17 protein-coding genes and 1 other annotated feature are annotated in these 21,182 nt (G+C 40.2%); of the genes, 14 read left to right on the forward strand and 3 right to left on the reverse strand.

Translation table 11 applies throughout. The features are described 5' to 3' along the window. The first annotated feature begins 29 nt into the window (after positions 1-29). Entirely contained in the window at positions 30-2,357 is a 2,328-nt protein-coding gene (gene lon / locus H0184_RS12515) for an endopeptidase La (RefSeq protein WP_221825343.1), read from the forward strand. After that, positions 2,354-2,935 carry a ribosome biogenesis GTP-binding protein YihA/YsxC gene (yihA, locus tag H0184_RS12520; protein ID WP_221825354.1) on the forward strand — a complete coding sequence of 194 codons (582 nt, stop codon included), beginning with the start codon at positions 2,354-2,356 and terminating at the stop codon, positions 2,933-2,935. Before lon ends, yihA begins: the two co-directional genes overlap by 4 nt. Positions 2,936-3,189: 254 nt before the next feature. On the opposite strand, the gene H0184_RS12525 is transcribed toward yihA, so the two are convergent. After that, positions 3,190-3,678 carry a LiaI-LiaF-like domain-containing protein gene (locus H0184_RS12525; protein ID WP_221825356.1) on the reverse strand — a complete coding sequence of 163 codons (489 nt, stop codon included), beginning with the start codon at positions 3,676-3,678 and terminating at the stop codon, positions 3,190-3,192. Positions 3,679-3,949: 271 nt separating this feature from the next. Here H0184_RS12525 and hemA point away from each other — a divergent pair, with 271 nt between their 5' ends. The 9 genes from hemA (at position 3,950) to ysxE (ending at position 13,310) form a co-directional block, all read left to right on the forward strand. Continuing rightward, complete coding sequence (gene hemA / locus H0184_RS12530; RefSeq protein WP_221825359.1) at positions 3,950-5,290, forward strand: glutamyl-tRNA reductase; 1,341 nt, start codon at positions 3,950-3,952, stop codon at positions 5,288-5,290. 13 nt (positions 5,291-5,303) lie between these two features. Beyond that, the gene (locus H0184_RS12535; RefSeq protein ID WP_221825371.1) at positions 5,304-6,137 is read left to right on the forward strand and encodes a cytochrome C assembly family protein; all 834 of its coding nucleotides are present in this window, start codon (positions 5,304-5,306) and stop codon (positions 6,135-6,137) included. Between the two features lie 15 nt (positions 6,138-6,152). After that, positions 6,153-7,091, forward strand: a complete 939-nt coding sequence (gene hemC, locus H0184_RS12540) for a hydroxymethylbilane synthase (RefSeq protein ID WP_221825374.1) — start codon at positions 6,153-6,155, stop codon at positions 7,089-7,091. Further along, positions 7,085-7,858 carry a uroporphyrinogen-III synthase gene (locus H0184_RS12545; RefSeq protein WP_221825378.1) on the forward strand — a complete coding sequence of 258 codons (774 nt, stop codon included), beginning with the start codon at positions 7,085-7,087 and terminating at the stop codon, positions 7,856-7,858. The genes hemC and H0184_RS12545 overlap by 7 nt, the downstream gene beginning before the upstream one ends. Before the next feature lie 219 nt (positions 7,859-8,077). Continuing rightward, entirely contained in the window at positions 8,078-9,058 is a 981-nt protein-coding gene (gene hemB / locus H0184_RS12550) for a porphobilinogen synthase (protein ID WP_221825381.1), read from the forward strand. 26 nt (positions 9,059-9,084) lie between these two features. Next, positions 9,085-10,371, forward strand: a complete 1,287-nt coding sequence (hemL, locus tag H0184_RS12555) for a glutamate-1-semialdehyde 2,1-aminomutase (protein ID WP_221825384.1) — start codon at positions 9,085-9,087, stop codon at positions 10,369-10,371. Between the two features lie 305 nt (positions 10,372-10,676). After that, on the forward strand, positions 10,677-10,799 hold the full coding sequence (locus H0184_RS27670) for a hypothetical protein (RefSeq protein WP_260631545.1): 123 nt from the start codon (positions 10,677-10,679) through the stop codon (positions 10,797-10,799). Positions 10,800-11,060: 261 nt separating this feature from the next. Next, a complete protein-coding gene (spoVID, locus tag H0184_RS12560) occupies positions 11,061-12,188 on the forward strand; it encodes a stage VI sporulation protein D (RefSeq protein WP_221825387.1) in 1,128 nt (375 codons plus the stop codon). An 84-nt stretch (positions 12,189-12,272) separates the two neighbouring features. Beyond that, on the forward strand, positions 12,273-13,310 hold the full coding sequence (gene ysxE / locus H0184_RS12565) for a spore coat protein YsxE (protein ID WP_221825391.1): 1,038 nt from the start codon (positions 12,273-12,275) through the stop codon (positions 13,308-13,310). An 18-nt stretch (positions 13,311-13,328) separates the two neighbouring features. On the opposite strand, the gene H0184_RS12570 is transcribed toward ysxE, so the two are convergent. Continuing rightward, positions 13,329-13,526 (reverse strand): hypothetical protein, encoded by a 198-nt coding sequence (locus H0184_RS12570; protein ID WP_221825396.1) that lies wholly within the window; start codon positions 13,524-13,526, stop codon positions 13,329-13,331. Positions 13,527-13,697: 171 nt separating this feature from the next. After that, positions 13,698-13,932: a binding site (T-box leader), on the forward strand. Positions 13,933-14,003: 71 nt separating this feature from the next. Here H0184_RS12570 and H0184_RS12575 point away from each other — a divergent pair. The 3 genes from H0184_RS12575 to H0184_RS12585 all read left to right on the forward strand — a co-directional run bounded on the left by H0184_RS12575 (position 14,004) and on the right by H0184_RS12585 (position 19,839). Next, positions 14,004-16,649, forward strand: a complete 2,646-nt coding sequence (locus H0184_RS12575) for a valine--tRNA ligase (RefSeq protein ID WP_221825400.1) — start codon at positions 14,004-14,006, stop codon at positions 16,647-16,649. A gap of 76 nt (positions 16,650-16,725) precedes the next feature. Beyond that, the gene (locus H0184_RS12580) at positions 16,726-18,048 is read left to right on the forward strand and encodes a bifunctional folylpolyglutamate synthase/dihydrofolate synthase (protein ID WP_221825403.1); all 1,323 of its coding nucleotides are present in this window, start codon (positions 16,726-16,728) and stop codon (positions 18,046-18,048) included. A 72-nt stretch (positions 18,049-18,120) separates the two neighbouring features. Beyond that, on the forward strand, positions 18,121-19,839 hold the full coding sequence (locus H0184_RS12585) for a sensor domain-containing diguanylate cyclase (protein WP_221825405.1): 1,719 nt from the start codon (positions 18,121-18,123) through the stop codon (positions 19,837-19,839). A 36-nt stretch (positions 19,840-19,875) separates the two neighbouring features. On the opposite strand, the gene H0184_RS12590 is transcribed toward H0184_RS12585, so the two are convergent. Further along, positions 19,876-21,177 (reverse strand): type II secretion system protein, encoded by a 1,302-nt coding sequence (locus tag H0184_RS12590; protein ID WP_221825407.1) that lies wholly within the window; start codon positions 21,175-21,177, stop codon positions 19,876-19,878. Positions 21,178-21,182: the final 5 nt, after the last annotated feature.

The raw sequence follows: 21,182 nt of genomic DNA on the forward strand, positions 1-21,182 counted from the left end.
TGATTTATGCATGTGGAGGTGCAATTTAAATGGCGAAAGATAGAGAATTGATCGTCCCCCTCCTGCCGCTTCGGGGGTTGCTGGTATATCCGACAATGGTCCTTCATTTAGATGTTGGGCGCGAAAGATCGGTTGAGGCCCTTGAAAAAGCGATGGTAGATGACCATTTAATTTTTTTAACAACACAAAAGGATATTGCGATAGACGATCCATCCGAAGAGGATTTATACCAAATTGGGACCTTAACGAAGGTTAAACAAATGCTAAAGCTTCCGAATGGTACGATTAGGGTATTGGTTGAGGGGCTAAATAGAGCAAAAATACAATCGTTTCATGATGAGGAAGAGTATTATGCTGTCAGCATTGTGACATATGAGGAATCTACAACAAAGGATGTAGAAGATCAGGCGTTAATGAGAACAATGCTTGAATATTTCGAGCAATACATAAAGTTATCTAAAAAAGTCTCAGCAGAAACGTATGCTTCCGTTGTAGATATTGAAGAACCAGGAAGAATGGCTGATATTATTTCCTCTCATTTGCCAATCAAACTGAAGGAAAAACAAGAAATTCTTGAAACCATTGATGTAAAGCAGCGAATGAATATGGTGATTGATACCATTCAGAATGAAAAAGAAGTGCTGAATCTTGAGAAGAAGATTGGGCAGCGCGTGAAGCGTTCCATGGAAAGAACGCAAAAGGAATATTACCTGCGTGAGCAAATGAAGGCAATTCAGAAAGAACTTGGCGATAAAGAAGGCAAGACAGGCGAGATTGCCGAACTCACGGAGAAGATTAAAAATGCCGGTATGCCTGAACATGTAGAGCAGACTGCGTTTAAAGAGCTAGACCGCTATGAAAAAGTACCATCAAGCTCAGCTGAAAGTGCTGTTATCAGAAACTACATCGAATGGCTGATTACCATTCCATGGTCAAAGAAGACGAATGATGATATTGATATTCTGCGTGCTGAGAAAATTCTGAATCAGGACCATTTTGGACTTGAAAAAGTAAAAGAACGTGTCTTGGAATTTTTATCTGTTCAAAAATTGACGAATTCTTTAAAAGGACCAATTCTTTGTCTTGCAGGACCTCCAGGAGTAGGTAAAACAAGTTTGGCACGCTCGATTGCAAATTCATTAAATCGTAACTTTGTCCGTGTATCACTAGGCGGAGTTCGTGATGAATCTGAGATTCGCGGTCATCGCAGAACCTATGTAGGAGCAATGCCAGGCCGGATTATCCAAGGGATGAAAAAAGCAGGCACGATTAATCCCGTCTTTTTATTAGATGAAATTGATAAAATGTCGAGCGACTTCCGGGGCGATCCATCGTCGGCAATGCTTGAAGTGTTAGATCCAGAGCAAAACCATAACTTCAGCGATCACTATATTGAAGAGACATACGACTTATCAAAAGTTATGTTTATTGCAACGGCTAATAACTTGTCGACAATTCCGGGTCCGCTTTTAGATAGGATGGAAATCATCACGATTGCTGGATACACAGAAATCGAAAAGGTTCATATCACAAGAGATCATTTGCTGCCAAAGCAAATTAAAGAGAATGGCCTTACAAAAGGAATTCTTCAAGTACGTGACGATGCAATTCTAAAGGCTGTAAGATATTATACGCGTGAAGCAGGTGTCCGGAGCCTTGAACGTCAAATGGCGACCATCTGCCGGAAGACAGCTAAAATCGTTGTCTCAGGTGAGAAAAAGAGAGTCATCATTACCGAAAAGAATGTGGAGGAATTCCTCGGCAAGCCAAAATTCCGCTACGGTCAAGCTGAAACAGAGGACCAGGTAGGGGTTGCGACGGGTCTAGCTTATACGACAGTCGGTGGAGATACACTGCAAATCGAGGTCTCTTTATCTCCGGGTAAAGGAAGACTGGTGTTAACTGGTAAATTAGGGGACGTTATGAAAGAATCAGCTCAGGCTGCTTTTAGTTACATTCGTTCTAAAACAAGTGAGCTTGGTATTGAAGAAGATTTTCACGAAAAATATGACGTTCACATCCATGTTCCGGAAGGCGCTGTACCAAAAGATGGTCCATCCGCAGGAATTACAATGGCAACGGCACTGGTGTCTGCACTGACAGGCAAACCAATTCGCCGCGAAGTTGGGATGACAGGAGAAATTACATTAAGAGGCCGGGTCCTTCCGATAGGCGGCTTAAAAGAAAAAACACTTAGTGCACACAGAGCGGGATTAACAAAAGTCATCCTTCCGAAGGATAACGAAATGGATATCGATGACATCCCAGAAAGTGTTAGAAATGAAATAGAGTTTGTGCTTGTATCGCATGTCGATGAAGTTCTACGGCATGCACTAGTAGAAGGTGGATTGCAATGAAAGTAGTTAGTTCCGATATCGTCATCAGTGCCGTAAGGCCAGCGCAGTACCCAGAAACAGATTTGCCAGAATTTGCTCTGGCAGGACGCTCAAATGTAGGGAAGTCTTCCTTCATTAATAAAATGCTTAACCGAAAGGGCTTAGCGAGAATTTCTTCTAAGCCTGGTAAAACACAAACATTGAATTTTTATCTGATAAATGAAATTCTTCATTTTGTTGATGTCCCTGGTTATGGTTATGCGAAGGTTTCCAAATCAGAGCGGGCAGCATGGGGGAAAATGATTGAAACTTATATTACGTCTCGGGAGCAATTAAGAGCGGTAGTTTTAATTGTGGACCTACGTCACCCGCCAACACAGGATGATGTCATGATGTATGATTTCCTCAAGCATTATGATATCCCGTGTATTGTCATTGCGACAAAGGCTGATAAAATTCCTAGAGGAAAGTGGCAGAAGTATCTGAAAGTCACAAAAGAAACACTCGATCTCGATGAAAATGACCAAATCGTTCTTTTCTCATCCGAAACCGGTGAAGGAAAAGATAAAGCATGGTCGATTCTGCAAAGTTTTATGTAACTTTTATAGTAAAAAAATGGCGTGTTAAAGTGAATCACTTTAACACGCCATTTTTAGTTTTGGGCTTTCTTTACTTGATGAGTGCCTGATCTTTCGATAATAAGTAGCCAGTGGTCACTCATTGCTATGATGAGTGACCGCTTTTATAAAAATAAGCAGTTGTCGGTCATTCATAGCCATGATGAGTGACCTCTTTTATAAAATAAAGCAGTTAGCGGTCACTAATAGCCATGATGAAAGACCGTTCTTACAACTTATTTTTTCTTTCTAAAAAGAAAGTAGATTCCAATAAGAATAATGACCGCTGGCCAGAACTTCCACGCTAAACTTAGGCCATTTTGAAGTAAACCAAAATATTCCGCAACTTTATCGTAAAATAATAACAATAATGATAATACTAAAAAGAGAAAGGCTTGAAACAACCCATTATTTGTTTTTTGAAAACGGAGAAAGAAGCCAATAGAAATAAACAATACAAGCATTCCGATGGTATTGTTCGGCCAGAATATAATCTTGCCGGCAAAATGGTGATGAAGACCAAATCCTGCGATTATGACGCCTGGCAGAATTGATTCATAATCGTTTGCGGAATATCCCTGACCTAAAAAAGCAACCCCAACAATAATAAGAAGAGTTGGCCACGAATATAATGTCTGAAGAGCCGTAAACCCAGACTGCTGCAAGAAAAGATAGGCTCCAAGTCCTATAAGAATAATTCCAGGGAAAATGCGTTGATTCTTCATTTTAACACCACTTCCAGTAAGGTATACTTGAATCTAGTCCATTTTTTTGGTACTGTACATAAGGATGATAAATTATTTATAACTGAACTTTTTTCCTAATATAATAAGTTAACTTCAGCGTCTAGAGGCGCTTCCGCTTTTTATATTACCATATAGTTTCGTAATCTGTTCACATTTTTCGGCTAAAAGTCAAAAAGGCTCGTGTTATAATCATACTAGTTAATAATGTATTAGTAGTAATTGTATTACTTTGTGGGGGGGTTCTGAAGAAATGCATATTGTAGTGGTCGGCCTAAACTATAAAACTGCCCCTGTGGAAATCCGTGAGCGGTTAACATTTAATGATTCCGAACTTGGAGATGCGATAAAAAAATTAAATTCTAAAAAAAGTATTCTAGAAAATATAATTGTGTCTACATGTAACCGTACAGAAATTTATGCAGTTGTGGATCAGCTTCATACTGGCCGGTATTATATTAAAGAATTTTTATCTGAATGGTTCGGGATTGAACAATCAGAGTTTTCACCATTTCTATTTGTTTATGAGGAAGATGGTGCCATTGAGCATTTATTCAAGGTAGCATGCGGTCTTCATTCAATGGTCTTAGGGGAAACTCAAATTTTAGGGCAGGTACGTACGAGCTTTATTTTAGCTCAAGAAGAAGGAACAACTGGTACAGTCTTCAACCAGCTATTTAAGCAGGCGATTACCCTTGCTAAGCGTGGTCATGCTGAAACAGATATTGGCGCAAATGCAGTCTCTGTCAGCTATGCAGCTGTTGAACTGGCGAAGAAAATCTTCGGCTCGCTTGAAAACAAGCACGTTTTAATTTTTGGTGCCGGAAAAATGGGTGAATTAGCTGCCCAAAATCTTCATGGCAATGGTGTGAGAAAGGTTACCGTTATCAACCGTACGTATGAGAAGGCAGCTGTGCTGGCTAACCGTTTTGCGGGAGACGCCAAAACAGTGGATGAACTTCAGAAGACGCTGGTGGATGCAGATATCCTTATTAGCTCAACAGGTGCTAAGGATTTTGTCATCACCAAAAAGATGATGGCAAAGGTGGAGAAACAGCGTAAAGGTAAGCCATTATTTATGGTTGATATCGCCGTTCCTCGTGACCTGGATCCGAAAATTGCTGAGCTTGAAAGTGTATTTTTATATGATATCGATGATTTAGAAGGTATTGTTGAGGCAAATCTTCAGGAGCGTAAGAAGGCTGCTCAAGTGATCATGCTGATGATTGAAAAGGAAATTGTTGATTTCAAACAATGGCTTGGCTTACTTGGTGTGGTTCCTGTTATTTCAGCACTTAGAGATAAGGCACTTGCGATTCAAGCTGAAACGATGGTTAGTATTGAACGCAAGCTTCCGAATTTATCGGATCGTGATAGAAAAGTTTTAAATAAGCATACAAAGAGTATTATTAACCAGCTTTTAAAGGATCCTATTTTACAAGCAAAAGAATTGGCTGCTCGTCCAGACGCTGAAGAGGCATTGGATTTATTTATGAAAATCTTTAATATTGAAGAGCTTGTAGAAAAACAAACGAAAGCAGCCGAAACGAATAATGCAGTGGTTACAGTACCGCAGGCTTCCTTTCAGTCATAAGAGGTACACAAATATGTTTGACTTCCATATGACGCGGCTGCACGAATTGACAGTTGTCCTATATGCCTTCAGTGTGTTGTTATATTTTTTCGATTTCATTCACCATAACCGGAAGGCAAACCGTATCGCCTTCTGGTTACTTGCGTTTGTATGGGTTTTACAAACGATTTTCTTAACTTCTTATATGTTAAAAACAGGGAGATTTCCGGCGCTAACAATCTTCGAGGGTTTATATTTTTATGCCTGGGTTTTAGTAACACTATCGCTAGGAATCAACCGATTGCTTAAGGTTGATTTCATCGTTTTCTTTACTAATATTCTTGGCTTTATCGTTATAGCGATTCATACATTTGCTCCAGTTAAATATGATTCGCATGTCATAAGCAATCAGCTTATGTCCGAGCTTTTGCTTATACATATTACAATGGCGATTCTATCTTACGGGGCATTTTCTTTGTCCTTTGTCTTATCACTTCTTTATCTGATTCAATATGATTTGTTGAAAAGGAAAAAATGGGGTCCAAGACTTATGAGACTAGCAGATTTAAGCAAGCTGGAGCGATCCTCTTATATTTTAGTAGTAATTGGGGTTCCAATGCTGTTATTAAGCTTAATCCTTGGGCTGCAGTGGGCCATTTTAAAGGTGCCGGGTATGCCTTGGTACGATATGAAAATAATTGGTTCATTTCTTTTGTTGACAGGCTACAGTATTTATTTGTACCTGCGTATCGTTAAAAATATGTCAGGCAGGCAATTAGCCCTTTGGAATGCCGGATCTTTTTTAGTTGTATTAATTAACTTCTTTCTTTTTGGTCAATTATCATCATTTCACTTTTGGTACTCATAATAGTAGGAGGCAGTCATGAGAAAAATTATCGTAGGTTCTAGACGCAGCAAATTAGCACTAACACAAACTAATTGGGTAATTGAACAGCTTAAGAAGCTCGGAGGACCTTTTGAATTTGAAGTAAAAGAAATTGTTACAAAAGGAGATAAAATCCTTGATGTTACTCTTTCAAAAGTAGGCGGAAAAGGTTTGTTTGTGAAGGAAATCGAACAAGCTATGATGGATAAAGAAATTGACATGGCTGTTCATAGTATGAAAGATATGCCGGCTGTCCTGCCAGAAGGTCTTACTATTGGCTGTATTCCTTTCCGTGAGGACCATCGTGATGCGTTGATATCAAGAGACCATGTTAAATTAAAAGATTTGAAGCCGGGAGCGATTATCGGCACTAGCAGTCTTCGCCGCAGCGCTCAGATCTTAGCACAGCGTCCTGATTTAGAGATTAAATGGATTCGAGGCAATGTTGATACAAGATTACAAAAGCTTAAAGATGAAGAATATGATGCTATTATCCTTGCTGCAGCAGGACTTTCCCGTCTTGGCTGGGCAAAGGAAACAATAACAGAATTTATTGATGCGGATATTTGTGTTCCAGCCGTTGGCCAAGGGGCTTTATCCATCGAATGCCGTGAGGACGATAAGGAACTTCTTGAACTATTTGAAAAATTCACTTGTAAGAAAACGGAAAGAGCCGTTAGAGCTGAACGTGCTTTCCTTCAAAAAATGGAAGGCGGCTGCCAGGTGCCAATAGCTGGTTTTGCCCAAATAGCTGATAATGATGATATCATGCTTACAGTATTAGTGGCTTCTCCTGAAGGTCAGGAAATCTTCAAAGAAGAACTAAGAGGAACCGACCCAGAGGAGCTTGGTATTCAAGCAGCTGACCTATTAATCGAAAAGGGAGCTAAGGACCTGATTGAGAAGGTTAAGCGGGAGCTCGAAGGTCAATGCTAAAACCATTAGGGTTGAAAGACAAAAAGGTCCTTGTTCCTCGCGGAGCTGGCCAGGCAAAATCCTTTTCACAACTTGTCGAAAAGTATGGAGGGATTTCAATCGAAATCCCTCTAATTGCATTTCGCCCTACTGAACTCACAAAAGAGCTGCAAAAGGCTATGAATGAGATTGATACATATGACTGGGTCATTTTTACAAGCAATGTCACTGTGGAAACATTCTTTTCTTTTTTTAAAAAAGAAGATCATTCATTCTTTCCGAAAATTGCGGTAATCGGCAGAAAAACCGAAGAAGTACTAGAGGAAAGAGGATACAAAGCAGAGTTTGTACCGTCTGCCTATGTGACAGAGGTATTTACAGAGGAATTTCTGCCGCTTGTACCTAGTGGTTCAAAGGTGTTGATTCCTAAGGGGAATCTTGCGCGGGAGTATATTTCCACTTCTCTCAGTAATCATGGGGTAGTTGTCGATGAAATCGTTATTTATGAAACCTACATGCCAGAGGAGAGCACGGAGAAGCTGGCTAAAATGATTGCTGAGGATGAACTAGATATCTTGATGTTTACCAGCCCTTCCACGGTTACTCACTTTATGAGTGTGGTAAAAGAGCATAAACTTGAAAACCATCTTAACAGATGTGTCATCAGCTGCATCGGACCAGTAACAGAAAAGAGATTACACGCATTTGGATTGCCAGTACATGTCTCTCCAAAAGAATACACAGTTAATGAGATGATTAAGAGCACAATAGAATACTTAGAAAAATGATAATTTAATTGGGCTGTGTTAAAGTTTGAAATTTTTGGCACTCTGTTGATTGGAACGGAAGGCACGAAGACTCCTGCGGGAGGACGGGTCCGGGGAGACCCCACAGGCGCTTCAGCGCCGAGGAGGCTCCCCGGACCGCCCGCGGAAAGCGAAGTGCCTGGAGTGGAAATCAACAGACTACTTTGAACAGCCTAAATAACAATTTGGGGGTAAATATAAATGGAACTTCAATTTTCACGTCATCGCCGATTACGTTCAAGTGTTAACATGCGTGCACTTGTCCGAGAAAACCACCTAAGACCAGATGATTTCATCTATCCATTATTTATTTATGAAGGCGAAAACATTCGCAGAGAAGTATCGTCCATGCCAGGTGTTTTCCAAGTATCAATGGATAATTTAAAAGCTGAAATGGATGATATCGTGGCACACGGCATCAAATCTGTTTTATTATTTGGAATTCCAGCAACGAAGGATGAGTGTGGTACACAGGCATTCCATGACCACGGCATTATTCAGGTTGCCACACGTTACATAAAAGAACATTACCCAGAAATGATTGTGGTTGCGGATACTTGCTTATGTGAGTACACAAGCCACGGCCATTGCGGAATGGTGGAAGGCGATAAAATCCTAAATGACCCTTCTCTAGAATTACTTGTAAAAACAGCCATCGCTCAAGCTGAAGCTGGTGCTGATATCATCGCTCCATCGAATATGATGGACGGCTTCGTAACAGCGATCCGTGCTGGATTAGATGAAGCTGGCTTTACAGAAATTCCAATTATGTCTTATGCAGTAAAATACGCTTCAGCCTTTTACGGACCTTTCCGTGAGGCAGCAGAAGGCGCACCGCAGTTCGGTGATCGTAAAACCTATCAAATGGATCCTGCGAACCGTATGGAAGCATTCAGAGAAGCAGAATCTGATGTGGCAGAAGGTGCGGATTTCTTAATCGTAAAACCGGGTATGCCTTACCTAGATATAATCCGTGATGTTAAAAATAACTTTAACCTTCCTGTTGTTGCGTATAATGTCAGTGGTGAATATTCAATGATTAAGGCAGCTGCAGCAAACGGCTGGATTGACGAAAAACAAACCGTTATGGAAATGCTAATTGCATTCAAACGTGCAGGTGCAGACCTGATTATCACGTATGCTGCTAAAGATGCATGCCGCTGGTTGAAGGAAGATCAATAACTACAACTCGAAAAGAGGAACTCATAATGCGCTCATATACAAAATCAGTAGAAGCATTTAAAGAAGCTCAAACCATGCTGCCTGGCGGCGTGAATAGCCCGGTGCGTGCGTTTAAATCTGTAAATATGGATCCGATTTTCATGGAAAGAGGAAAAGGGTCAAAAGTCTATGATATCGATGGCAATGAATATATCGATTACGTATTATCTTGGGGACCGCTAATCCTTGGACATACAAACGATCGTGTGGTTGAAGGAATTAAAAAGGTGGCGGAGCTTGGTACAAGCTTTGGCGCACCAACATTGATGGAAAATGAACTGGCTAAGCTTGTGATTGAACGTGTACCATCAATCGAAGTGGTAAGGATGGTATCTTCCGGAACAGAAGCGACCATGAGTGCACTTCGCTTAGCACGCGGATATACTGGACGTAATAAGATTTTGAAATTTGAAGGCTGCTATCATGGACATGGTGATTCACTATTGATTAAAGCCGGCTCTGGTGTCGCTACACTGGGATTGCCAGACAGCCCTGGTGTTCCTGAAGGAGTGGCGAAGAACACGATTACAGTGGCGTACAATGACCTTGAAGGCGTAAAATACGCGTTCGAACAGTTCGGAGATGATATTGCTTGTATTATCGTTGAACCCGTTGCAGGGAATATGGGTCTTGTACCGCCTCTTCCTGGATTCTTAGAAGGTCTTCGTGAGATTACAACTGAAAATGGCGCATTGTTGATTTTTGATGAAGTAATGACAGGCTTCCGTGTTGGCTATAATTGTGCACAAGGCCATTTCAATATCCTGCCTGATATCACATGTCTTGGTAAGGTAATCGGCGGCGGGCTGCCAGTAGGCGCTTACGGCGGTAAAGCAGAAATCATGCGCCAAATCGCTCCTGCAGGACCAATCTATCAAGCAGGAACACTTTCAGGAAATCCGCTTGCAATGACCGCTGGTTATGAGACCTTAAGTCAATTAACACCAGAACATTACGAAGAGTTCAAACGCAAAGGCGATTTACTCGAAAAAGGAATTAAAGCAGCGGCAGAAAAGTATGACATTCCCGTTACCTTTAACCGTGCTGGTTCCATGATTGGATTCTTCTTCACCAATGAAGAGGTTATTAACTATGAAACAGCAAAATCCTCTAACCTAGAATATTTTGCTGCTTACTATCGTGAAATGGCTGAGCAAGGAGTATTCCTGCCGCCATCTCAATTCGAAGGATTGTTCTTATCAACAGAACACACCGATGAAGATATCGAAAAAACAATCAAAGCAGCAGAAATTGCTTTCTCAAAACTAAAATAATACCTTTTTAGACACTTATCAACCTGATGAGTGTCTTTTATTTTGAAATACATAAGCATGGAGTGACGAGAGATGAAAATAGAATGGGTTTCGGTCAATGCAGGTGGTCTGGAGTGACCGAAGCATAGAGCTAGAAAGAGTTTCGGTTAATGCAAGTGGTCTGGAGTGACCGAATCATAGAAAGAGAATGGGTTTCGGTCAATGCAGGTGGTCTGGAGTGACCGAAACATAGAACTAGGAAGAGTTTCGGTCAATGGAAGTGGTCTGGAGTGACCGAAACTTAGAACTAGGAAGAGTTTCGGTCAATGGAAGTGGTCTGGAGTGACCGAAAGATGAAAAGAGAAAGGTTTCGGTCAATGCAGGTAGTCTGGAGTGACCGAAGCATGGAAAGAGAAAGGGTTTCGGTCAATGCAAGCGGTCTGGAGTGACCGAAGCAAAGAACTAGAAGGGGTTTCGGTCAATGCAAGCGGTCTGGAGTGACCGAAGCATCGAAAGAGAAAGGGTTTCGGTCAATGCAAGCCGTCTGGAGTGACTCAAGCATGGAAGGAGAAAGCCTTTCGGTCAATGTAAGTGGTCTCTCGTAAACTTTTTCGCATAAGAAGGCTTTTTTATCATAATTATTTGCCTTTGTTCATATTGTGTAAGTGACATAGTGATTTTACGTAAAGGAAACGAAAGGAGGAGTCGCTTTGTCTCAGGAGAATCAATCGTGCCTGCGATTTTCCTTGGAGGAGTCTTTGTGGTTTAGAAAGGGACAGGAAGTAACTGAACTTGTGTCGATTTCTCTAGACCCGGATATTACCATCCAGGAAAATGATCAATATGTAACCATCCGAGGTTCGCTGGAATTAACAGGCGAATATAGAAATGATGTTGAAAGTGCAGTGGAAGAGGAAGAAAATGTACCAAACCAAAAGTACGTAGAAAGAGTGGAAGCCCAGGAGGAAGGGCTTTGTGAATTTTCACATCGTTTTCCTGTTGATATTACCATTCCAAACAATCGAATTCAGAGCATTTATGATATCGATGTCCTTGTGGAGTCCTTTGATTACTCCTTTCCGGAGCGCAGCTGCCTAAAGCTATCAGCTGAACTAACGATCAGCGGGCTGTATGATTCAACTCAGCAAGAAGAAGAGGTGGTTGAGCAGGAGGAAGAGTTTGAGGTGCTCCATCGCTACCAGGTAGAAGTACCAAGAGCGGAAGAGCCAGAAGAGGAAGAACAAGAAGAGAACCAATTTGAAGATACTTTCTTGTTTGAGGCTGAAGCTAGAAAGCAGCCAGAAGAGGAAAAGGTGGAGGCATTCCCGAAATTCCCAACCTTTACGTATGAAGAACCTGAAGAAATCGAAGAGCCTGAGGAAGAGCCTCAGATACCTGTTGTATTCGAGCATGCAAGAAGTGAAGCAAGTGAGCCTGTTGAAGAAATAGAGGAAGTCGTCGAGGAAGCACCAGCACCGGCACCAGCACCGGCACCAGCGCCGCCAGCTGCGGAAGAAGTGGAAGAAGCTGAGGACGTGAAGGAACCTGTTTTTGAGGAAAGTTCTTCGTCACCAGAGGCACCGCCGAAACAAGCAAAGAAGAAGTCATCTAAAAAGAAGAGTATGACACTCACGGAGTTCTTTGCACGTAAGGAAGACAGCTCTGATCAAGCCAGATTAAAAGTTTGTATTGTTCAAAAGGACGATACGCTCGATAGTCTTGCTGATCGGTATGACGTGTCTGTCCCTAATCTTTTACGTTATAACAATCTTGAGCTCAATCAAGATGTATATGAGGGCCAAGTATTATATGTGCCTGTTGCATTTGCAAAAAAATAATGATCAAAAAAAGGTGAGCGGGTTTCCATAACCTGCTCACATCCTTTTAAGGACTTTCCATGAGTGAAAGGCAGTTGACTGTTGATGAGTGATGCGAACTTGCTGGGACCACTGCTACCGATATTAAATAACTATCAGGTACAGCCATATTTCGTTGAGGAACACGGCAATATAAAAAAAATCTATTCCAATAAAGGGACATTTGCCTTGAAAAAAATTGTTCCGACTACTGGAACAGATTTTATTCGTCATGTTCATCTTCTGTATCAAAAGGGCTTCAATCGCATTGTGCCCATTTATCCTACCATGGACGGAAGATACGCCGTCCTCCATGATAAAGCACTCTATTACTTAATGCCTTGGATGTCGAATGAAGTTAAGGAAGACCGGACTCATAAACACCAGCAATTATTTCGTGAATTGGCGAGGCTTCACACATTATCTGCCAAAGACATCTCTGTGAATAAAGACGAACGAACAGAGCATTATGAGAAAACCATCCAGCTCCTTGACAAGAATCAAGAATTTCTGGACGGATTTATTGATGAATGTGAAAAAAAGACCTATATGTCTCCTTTTGAGCTTGTATTCTGCTTGTACTATAACGAAATAAGTCAGGCACTTCGTTTTTCAAAAACAAAATTTGAAGAGTGGTATGAAAAAACAAAGGATGCAGAAAAAGCAAGAATGGTGATTACCCATGGGAAATTATCCTCTGAACATTTTCTTTATGATGATAAGGGGTACGGATATTTTATAAACTTTGAAAATGCCCGTTATGGCTCACCGATACATGATTTATTGCCATACCTTTCACGTTCCTTTAATACACAGCCAAAACGTAATGATGAAGCTCTTGATTGGGTGAACCATTACTTTAAATTCTTTCCTTTTAAAAGTGATGAAAAGCTTCTTTTCTATAGTTACCTAGCCTATCCTATTCCAATCATCCAGGTGGTCGAACGGTATTATAAAAAAGAACAGCCAAAGAATGAGCTGAAATTTGTGCGGATGCTACAGCGCAAATACTGGCACTTGAAGAATTCCGAATATGTTGTGATGAGAATGACTGAAATGGATGAACGAGAAAGACAGGCAAAAGAAGGAGCCCAGCAGCAGTAAAAGATGCTAAATGGGCTCTTAAACAATCTCAAAATAGATTGATACGGCTATCGCAACAAAAATGCTTAATAACAAAACATCAAAGACGGTAGGTATAAACAATGTTCGGATTAATTGAAAGATCGTAAACGGCAAAATCAACTGCTCGCATGCTCTCCTAACGGTTCGATACCAGGGAGTGTAAGAGTATTTGGTGATGAATTTCCTCTTCTTCATAACAACCTTCCCCTCCAAAAACCTATTTCTTTTATGTATATTCTATCTACATAGGTAATTCTCCTAATTCCTTAACGTTTTTTTCAAAATGGTATATAATATAAAAAAATTGGCTATCATTATTGACGTCGAGAACACTTTTTGGGTAGTATATACAATATAATTAAAAACACATAGGCACAGACAGGGAAGAGTACGATGTTCACCTGCTAAAAGAGAGGGAGCCATTAGCTGAAAGGTTCCTAAGCAGACACTCGGAAGGTCGCCCTTGAGCTTCTTTAGCGAATGGATTTTCACATCCTACTAGTTAAAGACGGATCAAATCCGTTATCTATTTAAGCGCCAATCAATTTCTTTTGATTGGAAAAAAGGTGGTACCGCGAAGCAAACTCCATTCGTCCTTTTATGACGAATGGGGTTTTTTGTATGTCTAAGTTTTTCTTAAAAGACAGAAGTAGAAATAAAGGAGATGGTCAAATGGAAACAAAAGAAATTACCATGCCGACGAAGTATGATCCACAGTCGATTGAGCAAGGGCGTTATGATTGGTGGGTTAAAGGAAAGTTTTTTGAAGCGCAGAATGATGAAGGAAAGAAGCCATATACAATCGTTATCCCGCCGCCAAACGTTACCGGTAAGCTGCACTTAGGGCATGCGTGGGATACAACATTGCAGGATATCTTGACACGCATGAAGCGGATGCAGGGCTATGATGTTCTCTGGCTTCCGGGAATGGACCACGCCGGGATCGCAACTCAAGCAAAAGTTGAAGAGAAGCTTCGCGGCGAAGGCAAGAGCCGTTATGATTTAGGGCGCGAAAAGTTCGTTGAGGAAACCTGGAAGTGGAAGGAAGAATACGCTTCACATATCCGTCAGCAATGGGCGAAGCTAGGTTTAGGATTAGATTACAGCCGTGAACGTTTCACATTGGATGAAGGCTTGTCAGCAGCCGTACGCGAAGTATTTGTAACACTCTATAACAAAGGACTTATTTATCGCGGCGAATACATTATCAACTGGGATCCATCTACAAAAACAGCATTATCGGACATCGAGGTTATTTACAAAGATGTTCAAGGTGCTTTCTATCATATGAAATACCCGTTAGCTGACGGTTCAGGACATATTGAAGTAGCCACTACTCGTCCAGAAACCATGTTAGGTGATACAGCTGTTGCTGTTCATCCTGAGGATGAGCGCTACAAGCATTTAATTGGTAAAACTGTAATTCTTCCAATCGTTGGTCGTGAAATTCAGATTGTTGGTGATGACTATGTAGATATGGAATTCGGTTCTGGGGCAGTTAAAATTACACCAGCACACGACCCGAACGATTTTGAAATCGGCAATCGTCACAATCTTGAGCGTGTTCTTGTGATGAACGAAGACGGCACGATGAATGACAGAGCTGGAAAATATAAAGGCATGGACCGTTTTGAATGCCGTAAACAAATTGTTAAAGACCTTCAAGAACAAGGTGTTCTTTTCAAAATTGAAGAGCATTTACACTCTGTTGGTCATTCCGAGCGCAGCGGCGCAGTAGTTGAGCCTTATCTTTCAACACAATGGTTTGTAAAAATGCAGCCGCTTGCGGATGAAGCGATTGCTCTTCAAAACAAGGAAAATAAAGTAAACTTTGTTCCTAACCGCTTCGAAAATACTTATCTAAGATGGATGGAAAATATCCGTGACTGGTGTATTTCCAGACAGCTATGGTGGGGTCATCGAATTCCGGCTTGGTACCACAAACAAACGGGTGAAGTATTTGTTGGTCATGAGGCTCCTGCCGACATTGAGAATTGGGAACAGGATAAAGATGTATTGGATACGTGGTTCAGTTCTGCACTTTGGCCGTTCTCCACAATGGGCTGGCCGAATGTGGAGGCAGAAGACTTTAAGCGTTTCTTCCCAACCGATGTACTTGTAACAGGTTATGATATCATCTTCTTCTGGGTATCACGTATGATTTTCCAAAGCCTTGAATTTACAGGTGAAAGACCATTTAAAGATGTTCTCATCCATGGTTTAGTTCGCGATGAACAAGGACGCAAAATGAGTAAATCTCTTGGTAACGGTGTGGACCCGATGGATGTTATCGCCAAGTACGGTGCCGATTCCTTACGTTACTTCCTTTCAACCGGAAGCGCGCCAGGTCAAGATTTACGCTTTAGCTTTGAAAAAGTAGAATCGACTTGGAACTTTGCGAATAAAATTTGGAATGCCTCTCGTTTTGCATTAATGAACATGGATGGCATGACACATGAAGAGATTGATTTTAGCGGAGAAAAGTCAGTTGCAGATAAATGGATTCTAACGCAATTAAATGAAACCATTGAAACCGTTACGAAGCTTTCAGAGCGCTATGAATTCGGAGAAGCTGGCCGTGCTCTGTACAACTTCATCTGGGATGATTTCTGTGATTGGTATATTGAAATGGCAAAGCTTCCATTATATGGTGATGATGAAGCAGCGAAGAAAACAACGCGTTCGATTCTTGCACATGTTTTGGATCAGACAATGCGTTTGTTACATCCATTCATGCCATTCATTACCGAGGAAATCTGGCAGAACCTGCCACACAGCGGTGAATCAATCACAACTGCAAAATGGCCGGAAGTAAATCCTGCAAACAGTGATGAACAAGCATCACAGGAAATGAAGATGTTAATGGAAATGATTCGTTCCGTTAGAAACATCCGTGCTGAAGTAAACACGCCAATGAGCAAGAAAATTAAAATGCTTGTAAAGGCGAAGGATGATTCAGTTTTAGCAGCGATTGAAAAGAATCGTTCTTATATTGAAAAGTTCTGTAACCCTGAAGAATTACAAATGGGTATCAACCTTGAGACACCTGAAAAGGCTATGACAGCGGTGATCACTGGTTTGGAAATCATTCTTCCACTAGAAGGACTGATTAACATTGAGGAAGAGATTGCCCGCCTGACAAAGGAATATGATAAATTTACAAAAGAAGTAGAGAGAGTAGAAAAGAAGCTTAACAACGAAGGCTTTATGAAGAAGGCGCCTGAGAGTGTTGTTGCTGAAGAACGTGCAAAAGAAAAAGATTATCGTGAAAAAAGAGCGTTAGTAGAAGCTCGTTTAAATGAGTTAAAAGGTTTATAATAAGAAGAAAAGAAGACGAGTCCTTTCTGTAAGGATTCGTTTTCTTTTAGAAAAAAATAAAGTTGGGGTGCCAGAAATGTTTACAACCTATAAAGAAGCCCTTGATTGGATACACGGGAGATTAAGACTAGGAATTAAACCAGGTCTTACCCGAATGGAATGGATGATGGAGAAACTGAGCCATCCTGAACTAAAAATGAAAACCGTCCATATTGGCGGCACAAATGGAAAAGGTTCGACTGTAACCTTTTTGCGTTCGATTCTCGAAGCAGCCGGCTACTCTGTAGGAACCTTTACCTCACCATATATTGAACAATTTAATGAAAGAATTTCTGTAAATGGAAAGCCAATCTCTGACGAGGAAATACTGCATTTGACCAATGTGATTGCACCGCTTGCGGATGAATTAGAAGAAACAGAGCTTGGCGGACCGACGGAGTTTGAAGTAATCACAGCAATGTCCTTCTATTACTTTGCCAATGTGAATCAAGTGGATATTGTCCTCTATGAAGTAGGACTAGGCGGCAGGTTTGATTCTACAAATATCATTCAGCCAATCGCTTCAATCATAACTAGCATTGGACTTGATCATACGAATATCCTTGGACATTCATACGAAGAAATTGCCTTTGAAAAAGCGGGTATCATTAAAGAAGGCACACCTGTTTTTACAGCAGTTAAAAATGAGAATGCGATGAAAGTAATAGAGGAACAGGCTGATATCAAGCATGCACCTCTATATCGGTTAAATCAGGAGTTCTCCATTACCGCTCACAATCCGAAGGAACATGGCGAAGAGTTTACTCTAAGAAATGCAGAAGGCAAATATGAACAAGTTGAAATTAACATGATTGGTCAACATCAAACAGAAAATGCATCATTAGCGATAATGGCTGCACAAGGGATTGATCAGCATGAAGAATTTTCAATTTCTATAAATGATATAAGGACTGGCCTAAAAACAGCGTACTGGCCAGGAAGATTTGAGATTCTTTCTAATACTCCACTTGTTATCATTGACGGTGCACATAATGATGAGGGGATATCGGCCCTAGTCCATGAACTTTCCACTCGGTATGCTAACCATACCATTCATATTGTGTTTGCGGCATTAAAGGATAAGAAACTGAATAAAATGATTGCTCAATTGGATTTAGTTGCAGATGAAATCTCTTTTGTATCATTCGATTTTCCTCGAGCAGCGGAGGCAATTGATTTGTATTCCATAAGTCAATCAACCAATAAGAAACTCGGTGAGAATTGGAATGCCCATCTTGCAAATTGTATCCAAAATCTTCAGCCAGATTCAGTGCTCGTTGTTACGGGCTCTTTATACTTCATCTCTGAGGCTAAACCGTATTTAAGTGAATTTTTGAAAAACAATACCATTTCACTATGACAGGCTAAAGTACTTTTGATAAAATGAAACCATCTCGATTTCAAAATAATGCAGGTGAGGAGGGGGAGTGAAATGGCTGTTGATCAAAAAACAAAGAATACAATTTTTCTTATGTGGTTATTGCTAGTTCCAGCTGGAATGTATTTTACTTATCAAAAATACCCTCCTCATTTCTCAGGTCAATGGTTAGAACTGTTCGCCTTTTTAACACTTACGGCTGTTGTTGCATTTATGCCAATGGTTATCAATAATACTCCGATCTTTTTGATTCAATGGGTATCGCTTGCTACATTTTTAAGCTTTGGTTTGTTCATTGAAATGGTCTTTGCTCAAGCAGCGGTCATTGTGCTTCTTCTAAGGCTTCGAGTTCAAAAGGATCAATATTTTCGAATACCGCTAAATTTAATCATGTTTTTCTTGGTATCGTTATTTAGTGGATTTGTTTACTATTCACTAGGAGGAAAAACAGGACCTAGTTTATTACATGACACAAATGCCATATGGCTTGCAGCATTATATGCTGTAGTCAATTACTTTCTTAATCAGGTTATTATTTCGTTTTATTTCTATGCTATCTATAAAAGTAAGGAATCCTACTTTGGGAAGGATTTCATCGTTGAAACCATTACAACATTTTTAACCTTGCCTCTCGGCTTTGTGCTCTATATGTTCTATAACCAACTAGAATTAATCGCATTATTAATAGTGGCTTTCCCGTTTGCAAGTTTATCCATCATTTTTAATTTGTATTATTCCACTGAAAAAATTAATGAGTATTTACAAAAAGCCGCTGAAATCGGCCACCAGATGGCAGAACGTCTTGAGGTTAATGGAGTTATTGACCTGTTTATCCAAAAACTAAGTGAAATGCTCCCGGTTGACTATGCTTATATTATGGAAGTGGTAAATGATGAAGAAGAACTTCAATTATCCAGGCGGATAGAAGGGGGTTCATGGTTAACAAGCGATATAGTAAAGGTTAGAAAAAATGAGGGAATTAGCGGTTTTGTTTGGGAAAAACAAAAAGGCTACTTATATAATTCAAAAAAAGATTGGCAGTCTTTTTCGAAGGGATTACTCCCTGTTGATGCAGAAAGTGTTTTAGCGGTACCAATTGTCAGAAATAAAAAAGTAATTGGGGTACTAATACTCGCTTCAAAGCGGAAAAGAGCATACGAAAAATCACAGTTAATGATTGTTGATATTCTTTGTTCCTATTTTGCAGTGGCGATGGAAAATGCGAAGCACTATGAACTCACAAAAACACAAAGTGAACGATGCGCATTAACGAAATTATATAATTATCGATACTTTGAAAAATTACTGACAGATGAATTTGATAAGTTATTCCAATTTGAAAGAAAAGTTTTATCATTAATTATCCTAGATATCGACCATTTTAAAGCAGTAAATGACACGTACGGTCACCAAAGCGGAAACGAAATTCTATGTGAATTAGCTAATAGATTAACGAATCTTGTAGGTTCGAGAGGAACAGTCGCCCGATATGGCGGCGAGGAATTTGTCGTTCTCCTGCCTGAAGCACAAAAGGAAGAAGCTTTCCAGATGGCAGAGATGATCAGGCAATCAATCGCCAACTGGCCATTTATTTTACAGCAATCTTTAGATTTTAATCAGCATCAGGTGAAAATAACTGCCTCCATTGGGGTAGCAACTGCACCAGAGGATGCAGAAGACCCACTAGCTTTGGTCCGACATGCAGATAGGGCGTTATATGTTGGGGCGAAACGGGCAGGGAGAAATCGGGTTGCGGAATATTCGACGTGTTAATAAAAAAGGTGTTCCGACGCGGAACACCTTTTTGGCTTAGTTATAGGATACTATTGGCTTTATTTCTTCAGCCCAATCCATAAATTGGTCAGAGATATCAATGGTTTTGTCGCCGTCTTGAATAATTCCGAGTGAACACTTTTCATCAAATTTAACCTTATTATAGCTTTCGGAATAAATCGGATAATTATATAGACTTGAATCTCCAGTAATGGTCCCTTTAACGCATATTTTTGCGGTTGTCGAGAATTGTGTAAAATCAATATCAGTCATATCTGCATTTCCGATAACGTAAATAGATGAATGCTCTAATTTCTTAAGTTTATCTTGTCCGTCACCAAATTTGGCGTTGCCCACAACAACAATGGTTGAATTATGAATCCCCTGATTTACTGTTTCAAATTGTGCATTTCCTTTTACAAGAATTTTGGAATTATGAATTCCATTAACTTGTTTATTAAATAAAGTAGTAGTGCCAGGCACTCCGGTAATATATAAGGTTGAATCTTCAATCCCTTTGTTTAATTGTTTAATAAATTGAACGCCCTTATCGAAAACTAGTATTGAATCTGTTATTTCAGAAGGCTTTTCTACGCTAATTAACTGATTGTAACTACAATTTACTGTATCAAAAACATCTCTGCCATTGTTTCCATTTCCAAATGCTTCTGAGGAACAGGGAGACACATTTGTTGGCTTTGGAATTAATGTTGTATAATCGTGATTTTGAGCAGGGATTAATTTTTCTTTTATTTCGGATTTATCGATTGAAAACGTAAAGACAAATTTTCCAGTTAGCTTTTTTTCAGGCTGCTGATTCGTATGTCCAAAGCTTTCATAGCTGAATTCTATCTGTTCGACTGTCTCCTTAGCTGTAGTATTGCAAGTTGGACATAATGGTGAAGGTGAAAGATTTTTTATTTTAAAGTAAGTTTTGGTAGGTGTATCAATATCCTTACTAAGGGCTGTTCCGAAAGCTGGGAAAAGAGGAGAACTATTAAAGGCCTGTATCAGTTTTTCACCAAGCTTTTTCTCGTATTCTTCAATTTTATCATCTGTAAGCGGTACTTTGTTTACATAGTCATTCTGAATCAAAGTTTTAATTTCACTTTTCTTTAGAGCAATTTGTTGGTGGAAGAAATCCTTCAACAACGTATTGTAGTATTGAACTCCCATTTCCGCTGCATCAACAGTTTGGATATCGGTCTCTGCTTTTTTCACCTGTTTTACATTGTTGACAGATGCCCCCATAACAGCCAAACCTAGTACGGAGAACACCGTTATCGTTAACAGCACAATAACCAGTGTCATCCCTCTTTCGTTTTTTAAGTACTTCACATAAA

It is taken from the genome of Neobacillus niacini (assembly GCF_019749295.1).
Taxonomy (GTDB): Bacteria; Bacillota; Bacilli; order Bacillales; family Cytobacillaceae; genus Neobacillus; species Neobacillus niacini_D.